The 15,000-nt window shown below is 31.7% G+C and carries 14 protein-coding genes (1 of these 14 only partly in view); 10 read left to right on the forward strand and 4 right to left on the reverse strand.

All coding sequences use genetic code 11. The features are described 5' to 3' along the window. Positions 1 to 100 precede the first annotated feature (100 nt). Genes dnaA through ABXT64_RS00020 form a run of 4 tightly spaced genes read left to right on the forward strand, consistent with a single transcriptional unit; the run spans position 101 to position 4,161 of the window. A complete protein-coding gene (gene dnaA, locus ABXT64_RS00005) occupies positions 101 to 1,528 on the forward strand; it encodes a chromosomal replication initiator protein DnaA (RefSeq protein WP_443633344.1) in 1,428 nt (475 codons plus the stop codon). A gap of 34 nt (positions 1,529 to 1,562) precedes the next feature. Next, entirely contained in the window at positions 1,563 to 2,015 is a 453-nt protein-coding gene (locus ABXT64_RS00010) for a low molecular weight protein-tyrosine-phosphatase (protein ID WP_443633345.1), read from the forward strand. Positions 2,016 to 2,061: 46 nt separating this feature from the next. Continuing rightward, complete coding sequence (locus ABXT64_RS00015) at positions 2,062 to 3,441, forward strand: PQQ-dependent sugar dehydrogenase (RefSeq protein WP_443633346.1); 1,380 nt, start codon at positions 2,062 to 2,064, stop codon at positions 3,439 to 3,441. Positions 3,442 to 3,447: 6 nt separating this feature from the next. Continuing rightward, on the forward strand, positions 3,448 to 4,161 hold the full coding sequence (locus ABXT64_RS00020; protein WP_443633347.1) for an SAM-dependent methyltransferase: 714 nt from the start codon (positions 3,448 to 3,450) through the stop codon (positions 4,159 to 4,161). Positions 4,162 to 4,167: 6 nt separating this feature from the next. On the opposite strand, the gene ABXT64_RS00025 is transcribed toward ABXT64_RS00020, so the two are convergent. From ABXT64_RS00025 to dapF, 4 genes are all read right to left on the reverse strand, one after another. After that, a complete protein-coding gene (locus ABXT64_RS00025; protein WP_443633348.1) occupies positions 4,168 to 4,812 on the reverse strand; it encodes a peptidoglycan-binding protein LysM in 645 nt (214 codons plus the stop codon). Between the two features lie 212 nt (positions 4,813 to 5,024). Next, complete coding sequence (gene mltG / locus ABXT64_RS00030; protein ID WP_443633349.1) at positions 5,025 to 6,068, reverse strand: endolytic transglycosylase MltG; 1,044 nt, start codon at positions 6,066 to 6,068, stop codon at positions 5,025 to 5,027. Continuing rightward, positions 6,058 to 6,591, reverse strand: a complete 534-nt coding sequence (locus ABXT64_RS00035; RefSeq protein WP_443633350.1) for a GNAT family N-acetyltransferase — start codon at positions 6,589 to 6,591, stop codon at positions 6,058 to 6,060. Before ABXT64_RS00035 ends, mltG begins: the two co-directional genes overlap by 11 nt. Next, a complete protein-coding gene (gene dapF / locus ABXT64_RS00040; protein ID WP_443633351.1) occupies positions 6,588 to 7,361 on the reverse strand; it encodes a diaminopimelate epimerase in 774 nt (257 codons plus the stop codon). The genes ABXT64_RS00035 and dapF overlap by 4 nt, the downstream gene beginning before the upstream one ends. A 134-nt stretch (positions 7,362 to 7,495) precedes the next feature. Here dapF and ABXT64_RS00045 point away from each other — a divergent pair, with 134 nt between their 5' ends. The 6 genes from ABXT64_RS00045 to murQ form a co-directional block, all read left to right on the forward strand. After that, positions 7,496 to 8,893 carry a S1C family serine protease gene (locus tag ABXT64_RS00045; RefSeq protein WP_443633352.1) on the forward strand — a complete coding sequence of 466 codons (1,398 nt, stop codon included), beginning with the start codon at positions 7,496 to 7,498 and terminating at the stop codon, positions 8,891 to 8,893. Between the two features lie 139 nt (positions 8,894 to 9,032). Next, positions 9,033 to 10,481, forward strand: coding sequence for a glyceraldehyde-3-phosphate dehydrogenase (locus tag ABXT64_RS00050; protein ID WP_443633353.1), 1,449 nt, complete (start codon positions 9,033 to 9,035; stop codon positions 10,479 to 10,481). Positions 10,482 to 10,636: 155 nt separating this feature from the next. Then, positions 10,637 to 11,593 (forward strand): LamG-like jellyroll fold domain-containing protein, encoded by a 957-nt coding sequence (locus ABXT64_RS00055; protein WP_443633354.1) that lies wholly within the window; start codon positions 10,637 to 10,639, stop codon positions 11,591 to 11,593. 103 nt (positions 11,594 to 11,696) lie between these two features. Beyond that, complete coding sequence (locus ABXT64_RS00060; RefSeq protein WP_443633355.1) at positions 11,697 to 14,054, forward strand: TonB-dependent receptor; 2,358 nt, start codon at positions 11,697 to 11,699, stop codon at positions 14,052 to 14,054. A gap of 3 nt (positions 14,055 to 14,057) precedes the next feature. Beyond that, positions 14,058 to 14,855: a DUF4249 domain-containing protein gene (locus ABXT64_RS00065; protein ID WP_443633356.1), complete on the forward strand. Its 798-nt coding sequence runs from the start codon at positions 14,058 to 14,060 to the stop codon at positions 14,853 to 14,855. A 34-nt stretch (positions 14,856 to 14,889) separates the two neighbouring features. Then, a protein-coding gene (murQ, locus tag ABXT64_RS00070) for an N-acetylmuramic acid 6-phosphate etherase (RefSeq protein WP_443633357.1) crosses the window boundary here: on the forward strand, positions 14,890 to 15,000 show its 5' end (the start). It continues 705 nt past the right edge of the window; 111 of the gene's 816 nt are visible here — the first part of the coding sequence; the start codon lies at positions 14,890 to 14,892; its stop codon lies off the right edge, out of view.

The following is a 15,000-nucleotide window of genomic DNA, read 5'->3' on the forward strand; positions in this document are numbered from 1 at the left end:
TTTTTGTTCACATATTTGCAATGTTAAGAAATCTTTAAGTAACCAGATATTATCACTTTTCTTAATAGCATAAATAACTAACAACTCTTCAAATTAAACTATGAGCAAAACTGCTAACACGGTATGGAAAAACTGTCTTGACTTTATCGAAGACAACATTACCGCTCAAGCTTACAAAACTTGGTTTGAGCCAATAAAAGCAGTTAAATTAACGGATGATGCACTAAGCATTCAAGTTCCTAGTAAATTTTTCTATGAATGGCTAGAAGAGCATTACGTTAAAATTTTAAAGGTAGCTCTTACTAAAGAATTAGGAGAAAAAGCTAAGTTGGTCTACATTATTAAAATGGAGAACACTTATGGCAATAAAAAACCTTTTACTGAAAAAATTCCAAGCGCAAATAGAGGCCATTTAAAATCTCAAGATGTTGATGTTCCTCTTAAAAATAAAAGCCCTGAATTAAAAAATCCATTTGTAATTCCAGGAATTAGAAATGTAAAAATTGAATCTCAATTAAACCCAAATTATAATTTTGAAAGTTTCTTAGAAGGTGATTCAAATAGACTCGCTCGTTCCGCAGGAATGGCAGTTGCAAATAAACCTGGTGGAACCTCATTTAATCCATTATTAGTTTTTGGTGGCGTTGGTCTAGGTAAAACACATTTAGCACACGCTATTGGAGTTGAAATAAAAGATAAATATCCAGAAAAAACAGTGCTTTATATTTCTGCTGAAAAATTTACGCAACAATATATAGAATCTGTAAAAAAGAATAATAGAAACGATTTTATTCACTTCTATCAAATTATAGATATATTAATTGTAGATGACATTCAATTACTTTCTGGTAAAGCAGGAACACAAGATGTTTTCTTCCATATATTCAATCATTTACATCAAAACGGAAAACAAGTGATCTTAACAAGTGATAAAGCACCTGTTGACATGATTGATATTGAACAACGTTTATTATCTCGTTTTAAATGGGGACTTTCAGCTGAATTAAATCATCCTGATTATGATACTCGCGTTGCTATAATTAAAAATAAGCTATACCGAGATGGAGTTGAAATGCCTGAAGAAATTGTTGAGTTTTTAGCGAATAATATTAAAACGAATATTAGAGAATTAGAAGGTGCTATTATTTCTTTAATCGCTCATTCTTCTTTCAATAAAAAAGAAATTACCATAGAGCTTGCAAGAAAGATTGTTGAAAATTATGTAAAACATACCAAAAGAGAAGTATCCATAGAATACATTCAGAAAGTGGTTAGTGAATATTTTCAAATGGATATTGATACACTCCAATCTAAAACAAGAAAACGTCATATTGTTCAAGCTAGACAATTAGCCATGTTTTTTGCTAAGAAATTCACAAAAGCATCTTTAGCTTCAATTGGATCTCAAATTGGACAACGTGATCATGCTACAGTACTGCACGCTTGCAAGACCGTAAATAATCTTTCTAGTACGGATAAACAATTCAGAAAATACGTAGAAGATTTAAATAAGAAACTTACTTTATAGTAATTTCATTTTATAAATTGAAATACTTTAAAATATGAAAACAAAAGTTCTCATGGTCTGCTTAGGCAATATATGTCGTTCTCCTTTAGCGGAAGGCATATTGAAATCCAAAGTTGATGCTTCAAAAGTATTTGTTGATTCTGCAGGAACTGGACATTGGCATGTAGGTAATCCTCCGGATCCTAGAAGTATAGGAGTGGCAAAAAAAAATGGTCTAAATATTTCAAATCAAAAAGGCAGACAATTTAATTCACAAGATTTTTCCATGTTCGATTATATATTCGTAATGGATAATTCAAATTACGATAATGTTGTTAAATTAGCTCAATCTGAAAAAGACAAAACAAAGGTCCAACTTATTTTAGATGAATTATTTCCTGGTGAAAATGTAGATGTTCCAGACCCCTATTATGGAGGAAATCAAGGTTTTGATCAAGTATACCAAATGCTGGATAAAGCTTGCGAAAAAATAGTGAATCGTCTTTAAGCTTTTATCAAAATGATTTTGTTACTTTAGTAAAAAAATGAAAACTATGAAAAATTATATTCCAATTATTTTATTATTACTAGTTAGCACACTTTCATTTTCACAAACTGTGGATATTGAGTTATTTGCCGATGGACTATCAAGCCCCTTAGGTATTGAAAATGCTGGAGATGATCGCTTATTTGTTATTGAGCAAGATGGAGTAATTAAAATTATTAATCCTGATGGTTCAGTGAATCCTACCCCCTTTTTAGATATTGACAGTCAAATTTCGAGCGGTGGTGAAAGAGGTCTTTTAGGTCTTGATTTTCATCCTGATTATGCTAATAACGGTTACTTTTTTGTTAATTACACGAACAATTCTGGTAATACAGTTATTTCTAGGTTTAATGTAGATGCTGGGAATCCCGACTTAGGGGATGACAGTTCAGAATTAATATTAATGACGATTGCTCAGCCTTTTGGAAACCACAATGGTGGTAATGTCGCTTTTGGACCTGATGGCTTTTTATATATTGGTACAGGTGATGGAGGTAGCGGAGGTGATCCAGGTAATCGTGCACAAAATCCATTAGAATTATTAGGTAAAATGCTACGTATCGATGTTGATAACCCAGGAGGTGGAGAAAATTATGGAATCCCTGTAGACAATCCTTATGTAGGAAATCCTGAAGGTCGTGATGAGATTTGGGCTATTGGCTTAAGAAACCCTTGGAGATATACTTTTGATGAAACCACTGGAGATTTATGGATTGGAGATGTGGGTCAAAATGCATTTGAAGAAATAAACCGTGTACACTCTACAGAAGCCGATCTTAACTATGGATGGCGTTGTTATGAAGGAGATGATCCTTTCAATACAGCAGGATGTGTTCCAATGTCTGAAATGACTTTTCCTGTAGCAGTATTCCCGATACCTGAGTGCTTTTGTAATGTGGTAGGTGGATATGTATATAGAGGAACAATGTACTCCGATATTGCAGGCGTTTATATTTTTGCAACCACAGGAAATGGTGATATTCAATATTTAGATGGAACAGAGAACATTGTCAATCTTGGTGATTATGGTGGAATCTGGGTTTCATTTGGAGAAGACATTAATAAGGAACTATATATCGTAGATATCCAAGGAAGTATTTATAAGGTTCAAGGAGGAGTGTTAGCTAATCCAGATTTTGATCTAGCAAACCAATTAACTTTATCTCCTAATCCAGCTTCAGAAAGTCTACAAGTAAGCCTTACTAACAATAATATAATAAGTTCTATTTCAATAATGGACTTAAAAGGAAGTATTCTTTATACTGAAAAAAACATATCACTTTCTGAAAAACAAATCCCAATTAGTCACCTTAGTGACGGTGTTTATTTAGTAAAAACTACAATAGAAAGCGGACAATCTATTATTAAGAAATTAGTTGTTAAATAAATTTGAATGCAACCTGAAAGAGGTAAACTTTATTTAATACCATGTACATTAGGTGATACTTCCCCCTTGGAAGTATTGCCTTTATTGGTTAAAAAAGCAATCGAAAATATAGATTACTATATTGTAGAACACGAAAAGAATGCCCGTAGGTTTATTAAAAGCATTGCACCTAAAAAAGCGCAATCTGATTTAGATATTAATCAGATTAATAAATTTACCAATGAAATTGAAATTCCAGAAATGCTGGAACCCTGTTTTGAGGGGAAAGATGTTGGTGTCATTTCAGATGCTGGATGTCCGGGAATTGCCGACCCTGGAGCCTTAATAGTTCAACAGGCGCATTTAAAAGGAATTAAAGTTGTTCCTTTAGTTGGCCCCTCCTCTATTCTTTTAGCAATGATGGCTAGTGGATTTAATGGTCAAAATTTTGCTTTTAATGGGTATTTACCCATTGACAAAGCAGAACGAAAAATTGAACTTAAACGCCTAGAAAAGCTATCTATAGAATATAATCAATCTCAATCTTTTATTGAAACACCTTATCGTAATAATCAAATGCTAGAAAGTTTAAAAATAGCATTGCATCATCAAACAAAATTATGTGTTGCTTGTGATATTACATTGCCTACTGAATATATTAGAACGAATACAATAGAAGAATGGAAAAAAGTAAAGGTGGACCTTCATAAAAGACCCACCTTATTTATTATTCAAAAATAATTTATATTATAATACTGTAGCTTTCTTATTTGCTATTACAAATGAAGTGTCATAGCCTGAGAATTTTTTAAGATAGTATCCAATAGAAGTTCCAAAAGCATCACTAAAGCTATTCATTCCACCACTTCTTAAATAAATTTTTACATTTCCAGCACCACCTAAATGTGCCGCTGCTAAAATTCCAGATTCTGTGATTTTCACTCCATGTATATAAGTGCCTACATAACGTTTAATATCACGTCTTAAAATCCATTTATTTCGTGCTGCATATGCAGTAAAAGCTTGTTCTTGTAACTTTGTGTCTTCCAAGAAATAGCTTGAATCATGAATACCAATCATCTTAAGAGTTCCTTTCCCAAATTGGTATTTGCCCATATAACCATATTCATTAGTAACGGAATAATCTCCTCTTGACTCTTTAAATCCAACAGCTTCTTTAAATCCCACATAAGATTTTCCAAGAAAAAGATGGTAATCAGGTAAGTCTAATATAAAAGTATCTACTTCATTTTCGTTAGGCACATCATAGCAAAGCTCCAAATCATTCATTTGGTACTGTGATAAATCTGCTTCTACCTTGTTAGAAAAACCTGTCATAATACCTAGCAAAATAACAAGTAAAAAACTAATTTGTAGTATGTTACGTTTCATTTTATTTAAATTTAAAGAGAATTCCTGTCTCTTTTTTTTTCAGTGCGCAAATATACAACCTTTTTCAATTATATGATTAATAGACTGTTAAATATTTCTTAATCAAATACTTGATGCGAATAGCATCTAATTCTGGGTCAAAATTAATACTAGGGGTAAGGGAGAGAAATGATATTAATCATATAATAAATAAGCAGCTTTTAATTATAAAACTATCTGTTTACACCTTGATTATTTATCCAACGAACATATTCTTGACGGTTTCTATTATGTTGCGCAAATGTTTTAGCAAATTTATGATATCCAAAATCCACAACGTTTGCTACAAAATAAAAATAATTATGGTTTTCATAATTTAACACAGCATCTATAGATGTTATATCTGGCATTGTTATGGGACCAGGCGGTAATCCTATATTTTTATAGGTATTATAAGGTGAGTCTATTTCCAAATCTTTATACAATACTCTTTTAATCTCCTGATCAAAATTATTCTCAGTTAATTTTTTAGCATAAATAACAGTAGGATCTGCTTGAAGTAACATACTTCTTTTTATTCGGTTTATATAAACCCCTGCGACACGTTTGCGTTCATCAACTTTAGCTGTTTCCTTTTGAACAATTGCTGCTAATGATATAACTTCACCTGCAGTCATTCCTATAGCACTAGCTTTTTGCTGTCTTGAATCATTCCAAAAGCGATTGTATTCTTTTTGCATTTTGTCACAAAAACCTTTAGCAGTAATATTCCAATATACTTCATAGGTGTTTGGAATAAATAGTGAAAGTACATTTTGTTTATTTAAATCATTCTTAGCTAAAAAATCAGCTGCTATCATTGCATTCAAAATTGCTAAACTGTCTATTTCAATTTGCCTAGAAAGATGTCCTGCTAAGTTTTCTATTCTTTCCTGATTATTAAACTTTACTTTTACAGGAGTGTTATTAGTGCGTATTGTATTTACAATATCATTATTGTTCATTCCTTTTTTAATCACATAATGACCTGGCTTTATATTTGCTGGATATTTTTTTCTGTTTGCTACTGCTTCAAAAGATATATCGTCTTTCAGCAAAGGATGTAATTCCGCTAAAACTTCTTTAAAATCAGCGTTAGTGGGAATATAAATATGTGCTTCTTCATTATTAAAGGCAGTATTTGGTATAAATACCGCATTATAAACATAATATGAAAAAGCTGCCATACCTATTAATCCTAAAAGCAATATGCTAACTACTATTTTTTTAATGTACATTATTAATTAATTGATATAAAATTTCATTTTTATAAGCTCCTTGTATAAAAAGCCAATCTTTCTTCACTCCTACGCTACTAAACCCAGCCTTTTCAAAAAGTTGAATACTTGCCAAATTACTTTCCGTAATATTAGCGAACACTGTTCTAACATTTAAATGCTGAAAAACATAGCCTGTCAATAATTCTAAAGATTGTAAGGCATATCCTTTTTGTTTTTCTTCTTCTGAAAAAATTACTAATCCAATACCAATTCTATGATGTTTTGGTTCAAACTCAAATAAATCGATACAACCAATTGGTTTTTTGGATTCTTTTTTACAGATGACTAAGCGAAGTTGTTTAATATCGAAAATATCACGATGTGAATTTTCTAAGTATTGAGATAATATGAATTTTGAAAATGGTGTAGAAGTATTACTGACTTCCCAAAGAGATTCATCATTTTCTACTTTAAATAAAAAATCTAAATCGGTGGGCTCTAAGGCTCTTAAATATATGTTAGCTCCAAATAATGTTTTCATTGCCATACTCCTTTAAAAACTTGTTGTGCTGGACCTGAAAGATAAATTGAAGTATATTTTTCATTCTCTTTTATAAATCGAACTTCAAGAATACCCCCTTCAGTATGCAATGTTATATTGTTAGCGATGGTTTTATTTGTTTCATACATTGCTATTGCTACAGCTGTTACTCCAGTACCACAAGATAAAGTTTCATCTTCAACACCTCGCTCATAGGTTCTAACTCTAAAATCTTGGTCATTTAATTGATACACAAAGTTAACATTTGCCCCTTCATTTCCGTAGGTTTTAAAACGAACCCACTCCCCTTTCTCTTTTACAGGAAAGTTGACTAAATCATCAACCATCTCTACATGATGTGGAGAGCCTGTATTCATAAATGTAAAATTTTCACCTTTTTTAATTTCTGAAACATCGTTCATTTTTAGTGAAATCAAATCGTTTTTAATAAAAGCTTCATGTATTCCATCAGAAGCCTCAAACACTGTTTTATTTTTAATGACGTTTAAATAGTTAGCGAAATGTACCATACATCTTCCTCCATTACCACACATAGAGCCTAAATATCCATCTGCATTGTAATAGACCATTTTGAAGTCTAAATCGTCATGGTTTTCAAATAATAACAATCCATCAGCTCCAATACCAAACCTACGGTCGCACATTTGCGCTATCGTTTTAGTATCTTCTTTCGGAAACAATAACGTTCTATTGTCTATTATAATAAAATCATTCCCGGTTCCTTGATATTTATAAAAAGTGAATTGCATGAAGAACAAATGTACTAAAAGCAAAGAGTTAACAAAATGTTTTTATGATGTTAAATACGAGTTAAAGTGTTTTACCTACATACTAATAATCTCCAATTTGATGTTATCAATGTATTATCTAAAAATTAAAAACTATGAAACAAATATTTCGTTTATTATTAGTAGCTATTATTGCTGGTACTGTTACACTAGGAGGGTACAAATACTTTTTAGAACCAGAATATGCAACTGTTGTTATGACACAAAGTGAAACTTCATCTTTTATACCTACAAGTTATAAAAGCCCAACTTTAAATAGCTCCAATATAGATTTCACAGACGCAGCAGAAAAAACAGTACATGCTGTAGTACATGTTAAAAATACAACCATTAGCCAACAACCAACTTCACTCAGGGAATACTTTTCTGGAGGAGGAAGAGCTAGAGCAATGATAGGATCAGGAAGTGGAGTGATTATTTCTCCCGATGGTTATATAATAACGAACAATCATGTAATTGATAATTCTACTCAGCTTGAAGTTACATTAAACAATAATAAAACGTATACTGCTGTATTGGTTGGGACAGACCCAAAAACTGATATTGCTTTAATTAAAGTTGAGCCAGATGTTGAATTACCTTATATTCCTTTTGGAGATTCTAATGAATTAAAAATTGGAGAATGGGTGTTAGCCGTCGGTAATCCTTTCAACCTCACTTCTACTGTTACTGCAGGAATTGTAAGCGCTAAAGCACGTGATTTAAATGAATTTGACGGGAATCCTCAGTCGTTTATACAAACGGATGCTGCAGTAAACAAAGGAAATAGCGGAGGTGCTTTAGTAAACACGAGTGGTGAGTTGATTGGAATTAATACTGCGATCACTTCTGAAACAGGAACTTATGTAGGATATTCATTTGCAGTGCCTTCAAATAATGCGCGTAAAGTAATTGAAGACATCATGGAGTTTGGCGATGTTCAACGTGGCATATTAGGAATTACAGGAAGAAACCTAAATTCAGAATTTGCAAATAATATGGGCATCAATGAAACCGAAGGAGTGTTTGTTAACGGTATTGAAAAAGGTAGCGGAGCAGATAAAAGTGGAATTGAAAAAGGTGATATAATTAAAGAAGTTGACGGAATTAGAATTGGTAAATTTTCAGATTTAGTTGGCTATTTAGGTTCTAAACGCCCTAATGATGAAGTACAGGTCACCTTACTAAGGAATGGTGAAAAAAGAAATATTCCAGTAACTTTAGTTAAACTAGAAACATACGAATTAGAAGACCTAGGTTTAGAGATTAAAAATGCCGCTAAAAGCGAATTAAAAAATCTTGATTTAACATATGGAGTTAAAGTAAATAGGGCCCTAACAAGAGATATAGAACAATACAATTTAGCGGGTGTCATCATTTTTAAAATTAATGATAAAAAAGTTTCTTCTATTAATGATGCACAAAGAATTATGGATTCACGTCATAAAAATGATCCGATTAAAATTACATTTATTGATCAGCAAGGAGAAATGAATAGTTTTATTTTCAGATAAGCCCCTAAAATTATTGAAAAAATACCCTTCGAAAATATTATTTTTTTTGAAGGGTATTTATTTTGCCAAATAACTTTCTCCATCATATATAAATAAGTATTTTTGCACAAAATTATAACCCTTTAAAAAACACATACCTATGAGTTTTATTGATGTTTATGAAAAAGAACTTTCCTTTCAAACCGACCGCCGTAAAGCAACAGTAGAATTTATTAAAATTGTAAGTGACTTATGGTACGACAAGTCAATTGAATTGGTGATTTTTAGAAACCAATTAATAGACCGTAATGTGAGTGATATTTTAAATCTTCATAAATACGCTAAAGATTTTGTTGAAAAATCGATCTCTATTTTTGATTCTGTTGAAATAGCACAAGCAATTAGCTTATTAGATTTACCTCCATCAAAACTTGATATTGGTAAATTAACCTACGAATATCATTTACAAGATAATCAATACGAAGATGCTTTAGCTTTTGTAACTGACAAATTAAAAGATGCTAAAAACGGAAATACCATCAAACCTAAAGATGTTGTATTATACGGTTTTGGTCGTATCGGAAGATTATTGGCTAGAGAATTAATGTCTCAAGCTGGTAAAGGTTCACAAATGAGATTAAGAGCCATTGTAACTAGAGGTTCAATTGACCAAACTGTGTTAGAAAAAAGAGCTTCATTGTTACAGTATGATTCAGTTCATAACGATTTTAATGGAACAGTTTCTGTAGATCTTGAAAATAAAGCACTTGTAATTAATGGTACAACTGTTTATATAATTTCTGCAAATGCTCCAGAAGATATCGACTATACTGCTTACGGTATTAAAGATGCGTTAATTATTGACAATACTGGCGCATTTCGTGATGATGCTGAATTAGCAAGACACTTAAAATCTAAAGGTGCTTCTAAAGTATTATTAACAGCTCCTGGGAAAGGAGTTCCAAATATTGTTCATGGTGTAAATCATAAAGAACATGATCCAAATATAGTAGATATTTTCTCTGCAGCTTCTTGTACTACAAACGCTATTACACCAGTACTTAAAGCAATGGAAGATACTTTAGGCGTTGTAAATGGACACTTAGAAACCATACATGCTTATACAAATGACCAAAATTTGGTAGACAATATGCATAAGAAATATAGAAGAGGTCGTGCTGCAGCTTTAAACATGGTAATCACCGAAACTGGTGCTGGAAAAGCCGTAACTAAAGCATTACCTTCTTTTGAAGGAAAATTAACCTCAAATGCAATTCGTGTTCCTGTACCAAACGGATCGCTGGCAATTCTTAGTTTAAGACTTGAAAAAAATACCACTGTAGAAGAATTAAATGCCATGATTAAAAGGTATGCTATGGAAGGTAATTTAGTAGAGCAAATCAAATATTCTCTAAACAATGAATTAGTGTCTAGCGATATCGTTGGTTCTTCTGCTCCATCAATTTTTGATAGTAAAGCTACGATCGTTACTGAGGATGGTAAGAACTGTGTATTATATGTTTGGTATGATAATGAATATGGTTATAGCCATCAAGTGATTAGGTTAGCCAAACACATAGCTAAAGTTAGAAGGTTCACTTATTATTAGTGGAACTAAAATATATTTATAAAAAGCCTTCAGTTATCCTGAAGGCTTTTTTATTTTCTAATTTTAAAATACTACTCATAATTATATTGTATTAGCCCTCAAATTATATATTAAAAAAATAATGTACTTTTATAAAAACTAACACACCATATATTATGAAAAAGCAATTTATTTTTATACTAATGTGTCTTTCTTTATTTTTTTCAGGGTATGCACAGATACCAACAGACGGATTGGTTGGGCATTATAATTTAGATGATGGCTTATATGAAGACTCAAGCCCATCGGAGCTCGATCTTGAGGTAGCAGGTATTGGAATACTATTTCCTGCTGATGATCGATTTGGAGAATCAGATCGAGCGTTACTTTTCATTAACGAATACTTGGATCTAATTTCTAACCCAAATGCTTTTAACTTTGATTCGGATAGTACTTTTTCATTATGTATTTGGATGGAAATAGGTGAATCTATTGTTGATTGGACTGGGATTCTAAATAACTGGAACGGTCCAGGAACTGGCGGCTATTATTTAGGTTTAAATCCAGACCAAGGAGTTCGTTGGAACGTTAATGGTCCAACCCCTATCGATTCAGGGTTTATTCCAACAGGAGAATGGACCCATGTTGCTGCCACTTATAATGGTGTAGACTCAAAGCTATATATAAACGGAGAACTTGTAGGCACAGCTACTAACAATACTCCTATTTCAGCAAGTCCATTACCTTTTAGTGTAGGTACTCAAGCTGATGCTCCTAATCGACAGTTTCCAGGGACATTAGATGATATTCTAGTGTACGATCGCGAATTAAGTTCAGAAGAAATAGAAGTTATTTTTAATGTGCTGTCAATTGAAGATATTGAAGCGTTTGCTTCTAAAATAAAAGTATTTCCAAATCCAACTGCCGCAGCTATAACTATTTCATACGATCGTACTTTAGGAAGGATAAGCGATTATAGCATTTCAGATCTTCAAGGACGAATTATTTTTTCGAATGAATTGAAAGGACTTGATAGCGCTATAGATTTAAGCCTAATGAACAGTGGTGTTTATATAATATCATTTAAAACTATTGATGGTATTACTATAACAAAGAAAATCATTAAAATATAATTGACAAGATTCACTTATTACTAGTAGATGTTAAAATATATTTAAAAAAGCCTTCCGTATATCTGAAGGCTTTTTTTATGCTTATTTTTGTAAAAAAAAATCCTTGAAAAAAACACTCTTCCTATTATTCCTTTTTAGCAATATTCTTTTTGGTCAAGAAAAATACACGTTAAGTGGAACCTTAATTGAAACTGAAACAGGTGAAACTTTAATTGGAGTCAATGTTTTAATTCCTAGCCTGCAAACAGGTGCAATTACAAACGAATATGGATATTATTCAATCACATTACTAGAAGGTGAATATGAAGTGTTCTACAGTAGTTTAGGGTTTAATACTGAAAAGACTACCATTAATTTAATAGAAAATATAATTAAAAATGTTTCTCTTGCTGAAAACCTAGAACAATTAGATGCAGTAATTATAGAGGTAGACAACGAGAAACTAAACATTCGTGACCCTCAAATGAGTGTCAATACACTTAATTCTAAAACAATAAAAAACATCCCTGTAGTTTTAGGTGAAGCTGATGTTTTAAAAGCTTTAACTTTATTACCAGGTGTTACAAATGCTGGCGAAGGAGCTAGTGGATTTAATGTACGTGGTGGGGCTGCAGATCAAAATTTAGTACTTTTAGATGAAGCTACTTTGTATAGTTCCTCTCACCTATTTGGGTTTTTCTCTGTTTTTAATCCTGATGCAATTAAGGATCTCACCTTATATAAAGGAGGAATTCCAGCTAAATTTGGCGGACGAATTTCATCTGTTTTAGACATTTATCAGAAGGATGGTAATAAGAAAAAATTTAAAGGTACTGGAGGTATTGGTTTAGTGGCTAGTAGATTATTATTGGAAGGCCCTATTAAAAAAGACACTGCCTCTTTCTTAATTGGAGGTAGAAGTAGTTATGCACACCTTTTTCTTCCTTTGTTTGATAATGATAACATCGCTTATTTTTACGATTTAAATACCAAAGTAAGTTATAATGTAAACGATAATAATAAACTATTCCTTTCTGGATACTTTGGTAGAGATGTCTTTAGAATCAGCGATAGCTTTTCAAATACCTTTGGGAATACGACTTTAAATTTGCGTTGGAATCATTTATTTAATGAAAAATTGTTCTCTAACCTTTCTTTAATTTATTCAGATTATTACTATGGTTTAGAACTTACTTTTGTAGATTTTCAGTTTGATAGTGGAATACAAAACATGAATTTAAAATATGATTTTACCCATTATCTTTCAGATAAAATAGATCTTCATTATGGGTTAAATAGTATTTATTACAAATTCAATCCCGGTAATATTAAACCCTTAGGCGATTCTTCAGGTATCAACCCTTTAAAATTAACCGATAAGTTTGCTTTTGAAAATGGTTTATATGTAGATGCTGAATTTAAAATATCTGAAAAATTAGCCATTCAAGCTGGTTTAAGACTTTCAACATTTAATAGATTGGGGCAAGATGAATTACAAGTCTATGAAAATGGCAACTCTATTATTTATAATTCAGAATTAGATATTTATCAAAAAGCATCTCCAATAGATACGCTAAACTTTAAACGTTCTGAAACAATAAGATCGTTTGCCAATTTAGAGCCAAGATTATCAATAGCATATCTATTAAATGAAACTTCCTCAGTAAAGTTAAGCTACAATAGAATGAGTCAGTACATTCATTTAATTTCTAATACTACTTCTCCTACTCCATTCGACATTTACGTTCCTAGTGGTAAATACATAGAGCCACAACTAGCGGACCAAGTTGCAATAGGATATTTTAAAACGTTTAATAATTATTCTTTTGCTGTTGAATCTTTCTATAAAAAAGTAAGCAACCGATTAGATTATGTAGATGATGCAGATTTAATTGCTAACAATGCTGTTGAACAAATTCTTTTAAAAGGAGAAGCTAGAGCCTATGGTTTAGAACTACTTTTCAGAAAAGACAAAGGAAAACTAAAAGGATGGATTGCTTATACTCTTTCAAAAAGTGAACAAAAAACACCTGGCAGAAATAATACAGAATCAGGTATAAATAATGGCAATTGGTATAATTCTCCTTGGGATAAAACCCATGACATTTCGATTACAGCACAATATGAATTTTCAAAAAAATGGCTTTTTGGAGCGAATTTAGTATACCAAACAGGTCAGCCAACCACCTATCCTTTAGGTCAGTATGAGTTTAATGACTTAGTAATACCTGTCTATGAAGATAGAAATAGTAGTCGATTAAGTTCTTACCATCATATAGACATTTCAGCAACATGGACCCCAAAACCTAATTCGAAAAAAAGATGGAAAAGTGAATGGGTTTTCAGTATCTATAATTTGTACAACCGGAAAAATGCTGCCTCAGTTTCATTTAGAGAAAACACTGATATTCAAAAAAATGAAGCAGTCAAACTTTCAATTTTTGGCATCATACCTTCAGTAACCTATAATTTTAAATTTTAATCTATGAGAGCAATTTATTTAGTATTATTTTTTGGATTACTTTGTTCATGTGAAGAGGTAATAGAGGTAGATTTAAATACAAGCGAACCACGTTTAGTGATTGAAGCAAGTATCAATCTTTTAGAGGACGGCACTTCAAACCCATCTGTAAAGCTTACTACAACAGCACCTTTTTTCGATGATGAGATTCCTTTTGTAACAAATGCTATCGTAACAATTACTTCTGATACTGGAGAGATTTTTGATTTTGAACACATAGAGTTTGGAGTCTATAAAAATACTCTAATACCTGAATTTAATGTAAACTATACTCTTGAAATTCTATATAATGATGAAATCTATACAGCAACTCAACAGTTAATCTCTTCTGTCCCAATTGAATTTGTAGAACAAAGAAATGACGGTGGATTTACAGGTGATGAAGTTGAAATTAAAGCGTTTTTTACAGATCCTGGAGGTGAAGAAAATTATTACTTTTTTGAAGCAAGATCCGAAAAAGGATCTGTTTTAGATACGTATGAAGATGTGTTCTTTGATGGCAATCAGATATTTGGAATTTATTCTGTAGAAGATTTAGAAACTAATGATGAAATAGACTTTAATCTATATGGAGTAGATCGGCAGTTTTACAATTTCATGTTGATTTTACTACAACAAGGATCTGATGATACAGGAGGTCCATTTGAGACACAACCTGCAACCGTAAGAGGTAATGTTATTAATAATACGAATTCAGAAAATTTTCCTTTAGGTTATTTTAGAATTTCCCAAACGTATACATTTAATTATACCGTAGAGTAAAATGCTATTTCAATTATTATTGTAATTTTGTCTCATGGATTTTATTAAAACAACTGAAAAAGATTCTAAATATCAAGGTTTAGAAAAAATGACCGTTTCTCAATTACTAGAGAACATCAATTCTGAAGATAAAACAGTTCCTCTT

Source organism: Candidatus Marifrigoribacter sp. Uisw_064 (genome assembly GCF_047730175.1).
GTDB lineage: Bacteria > Bacteroidota > Bacteroidia > Flavobacteriales > Flavobacteriaceae > Marifrigoribacter.

Coding starts and splice junctions, on each gene's coding strand:
- ABXT64_RS00015 (WP_443633346.1), top strand. CDS start 2,062: ATGAAAAATTATATTCCAATTATTTTATTATTACTAGTTAGCACACTT.
- ABXT64_RS00035 (WP_443633350.1), bottom strand. CDS start 6,591: ATGAAAACATTATTTGGAGCTAACATATATTTAAGAGCCTTAGAGCCC.
- ABXT64_RS00055 (WP_443633354.1), top strand. CDS start 10,637: ATGAAAAAGCAATTTATTTTTATACTAATGTGTCTTTCTTTATTTTTT.
- ABXT64_RS00020 (WP_443633347.1), top strand. CDS start 3,448: ATGCAACCTGAAAGAGGTAAACTTTATTTAATACCATGTACATTAGGT.
- dnaA (WP_443633344.1), top strand. CDS start 101: ATGAGCAAAACTGCTAACACGGTATGGAAAAACTGTCTTGACTTTATC.
- mltG (WP_443633349.1), bottom strand. CDS start 6,068: ATGTACATTAAAAAAATAGTAGTTAGCATATTGCTTTTAGGATTAATA.
- ABXT64_RS00050 (WP_443633353.1), top strand. CDS start 9,033: ATGAGTTTTATTGATGTTTATGAAAAAGAACTTTCCTTTCAAACCGAC.
- ABXT64_RS00025 (WP_443633348.1), bottom strand. CDS start 4,812: ATGAAACGTAACATACTACAAATTAGTTTTTTACTTGTTATTTTGCTA.
- ABXT64_RS00010 (WP_443633345.1), top strand. CDS start 1,563: ATGAAAACAAAAGTTCTCATGGTCTGCTTAGGCAATATATGTCGTTCT.
- ABXT64_RS00065 (WP_443633356.1), top strand. CDS start 14,058: ATGAGAGCAATTTATTTAGTATTATTTTTTGGATTACTTTGTTCATGT.
- ABXT64_RS00045 (WP_443633352.1), top strand. CDS start 7,496: ATGAAACAAATATTTCGTTTATTATTAGTAGCTATTATTGCTGGTACT.
- dapF (WP_443633351.1), bottom strand. CDS start 7,361: ATGCAATTCACTTTTTATAAATATCAAGGAACCGGGAATGATTTTATT.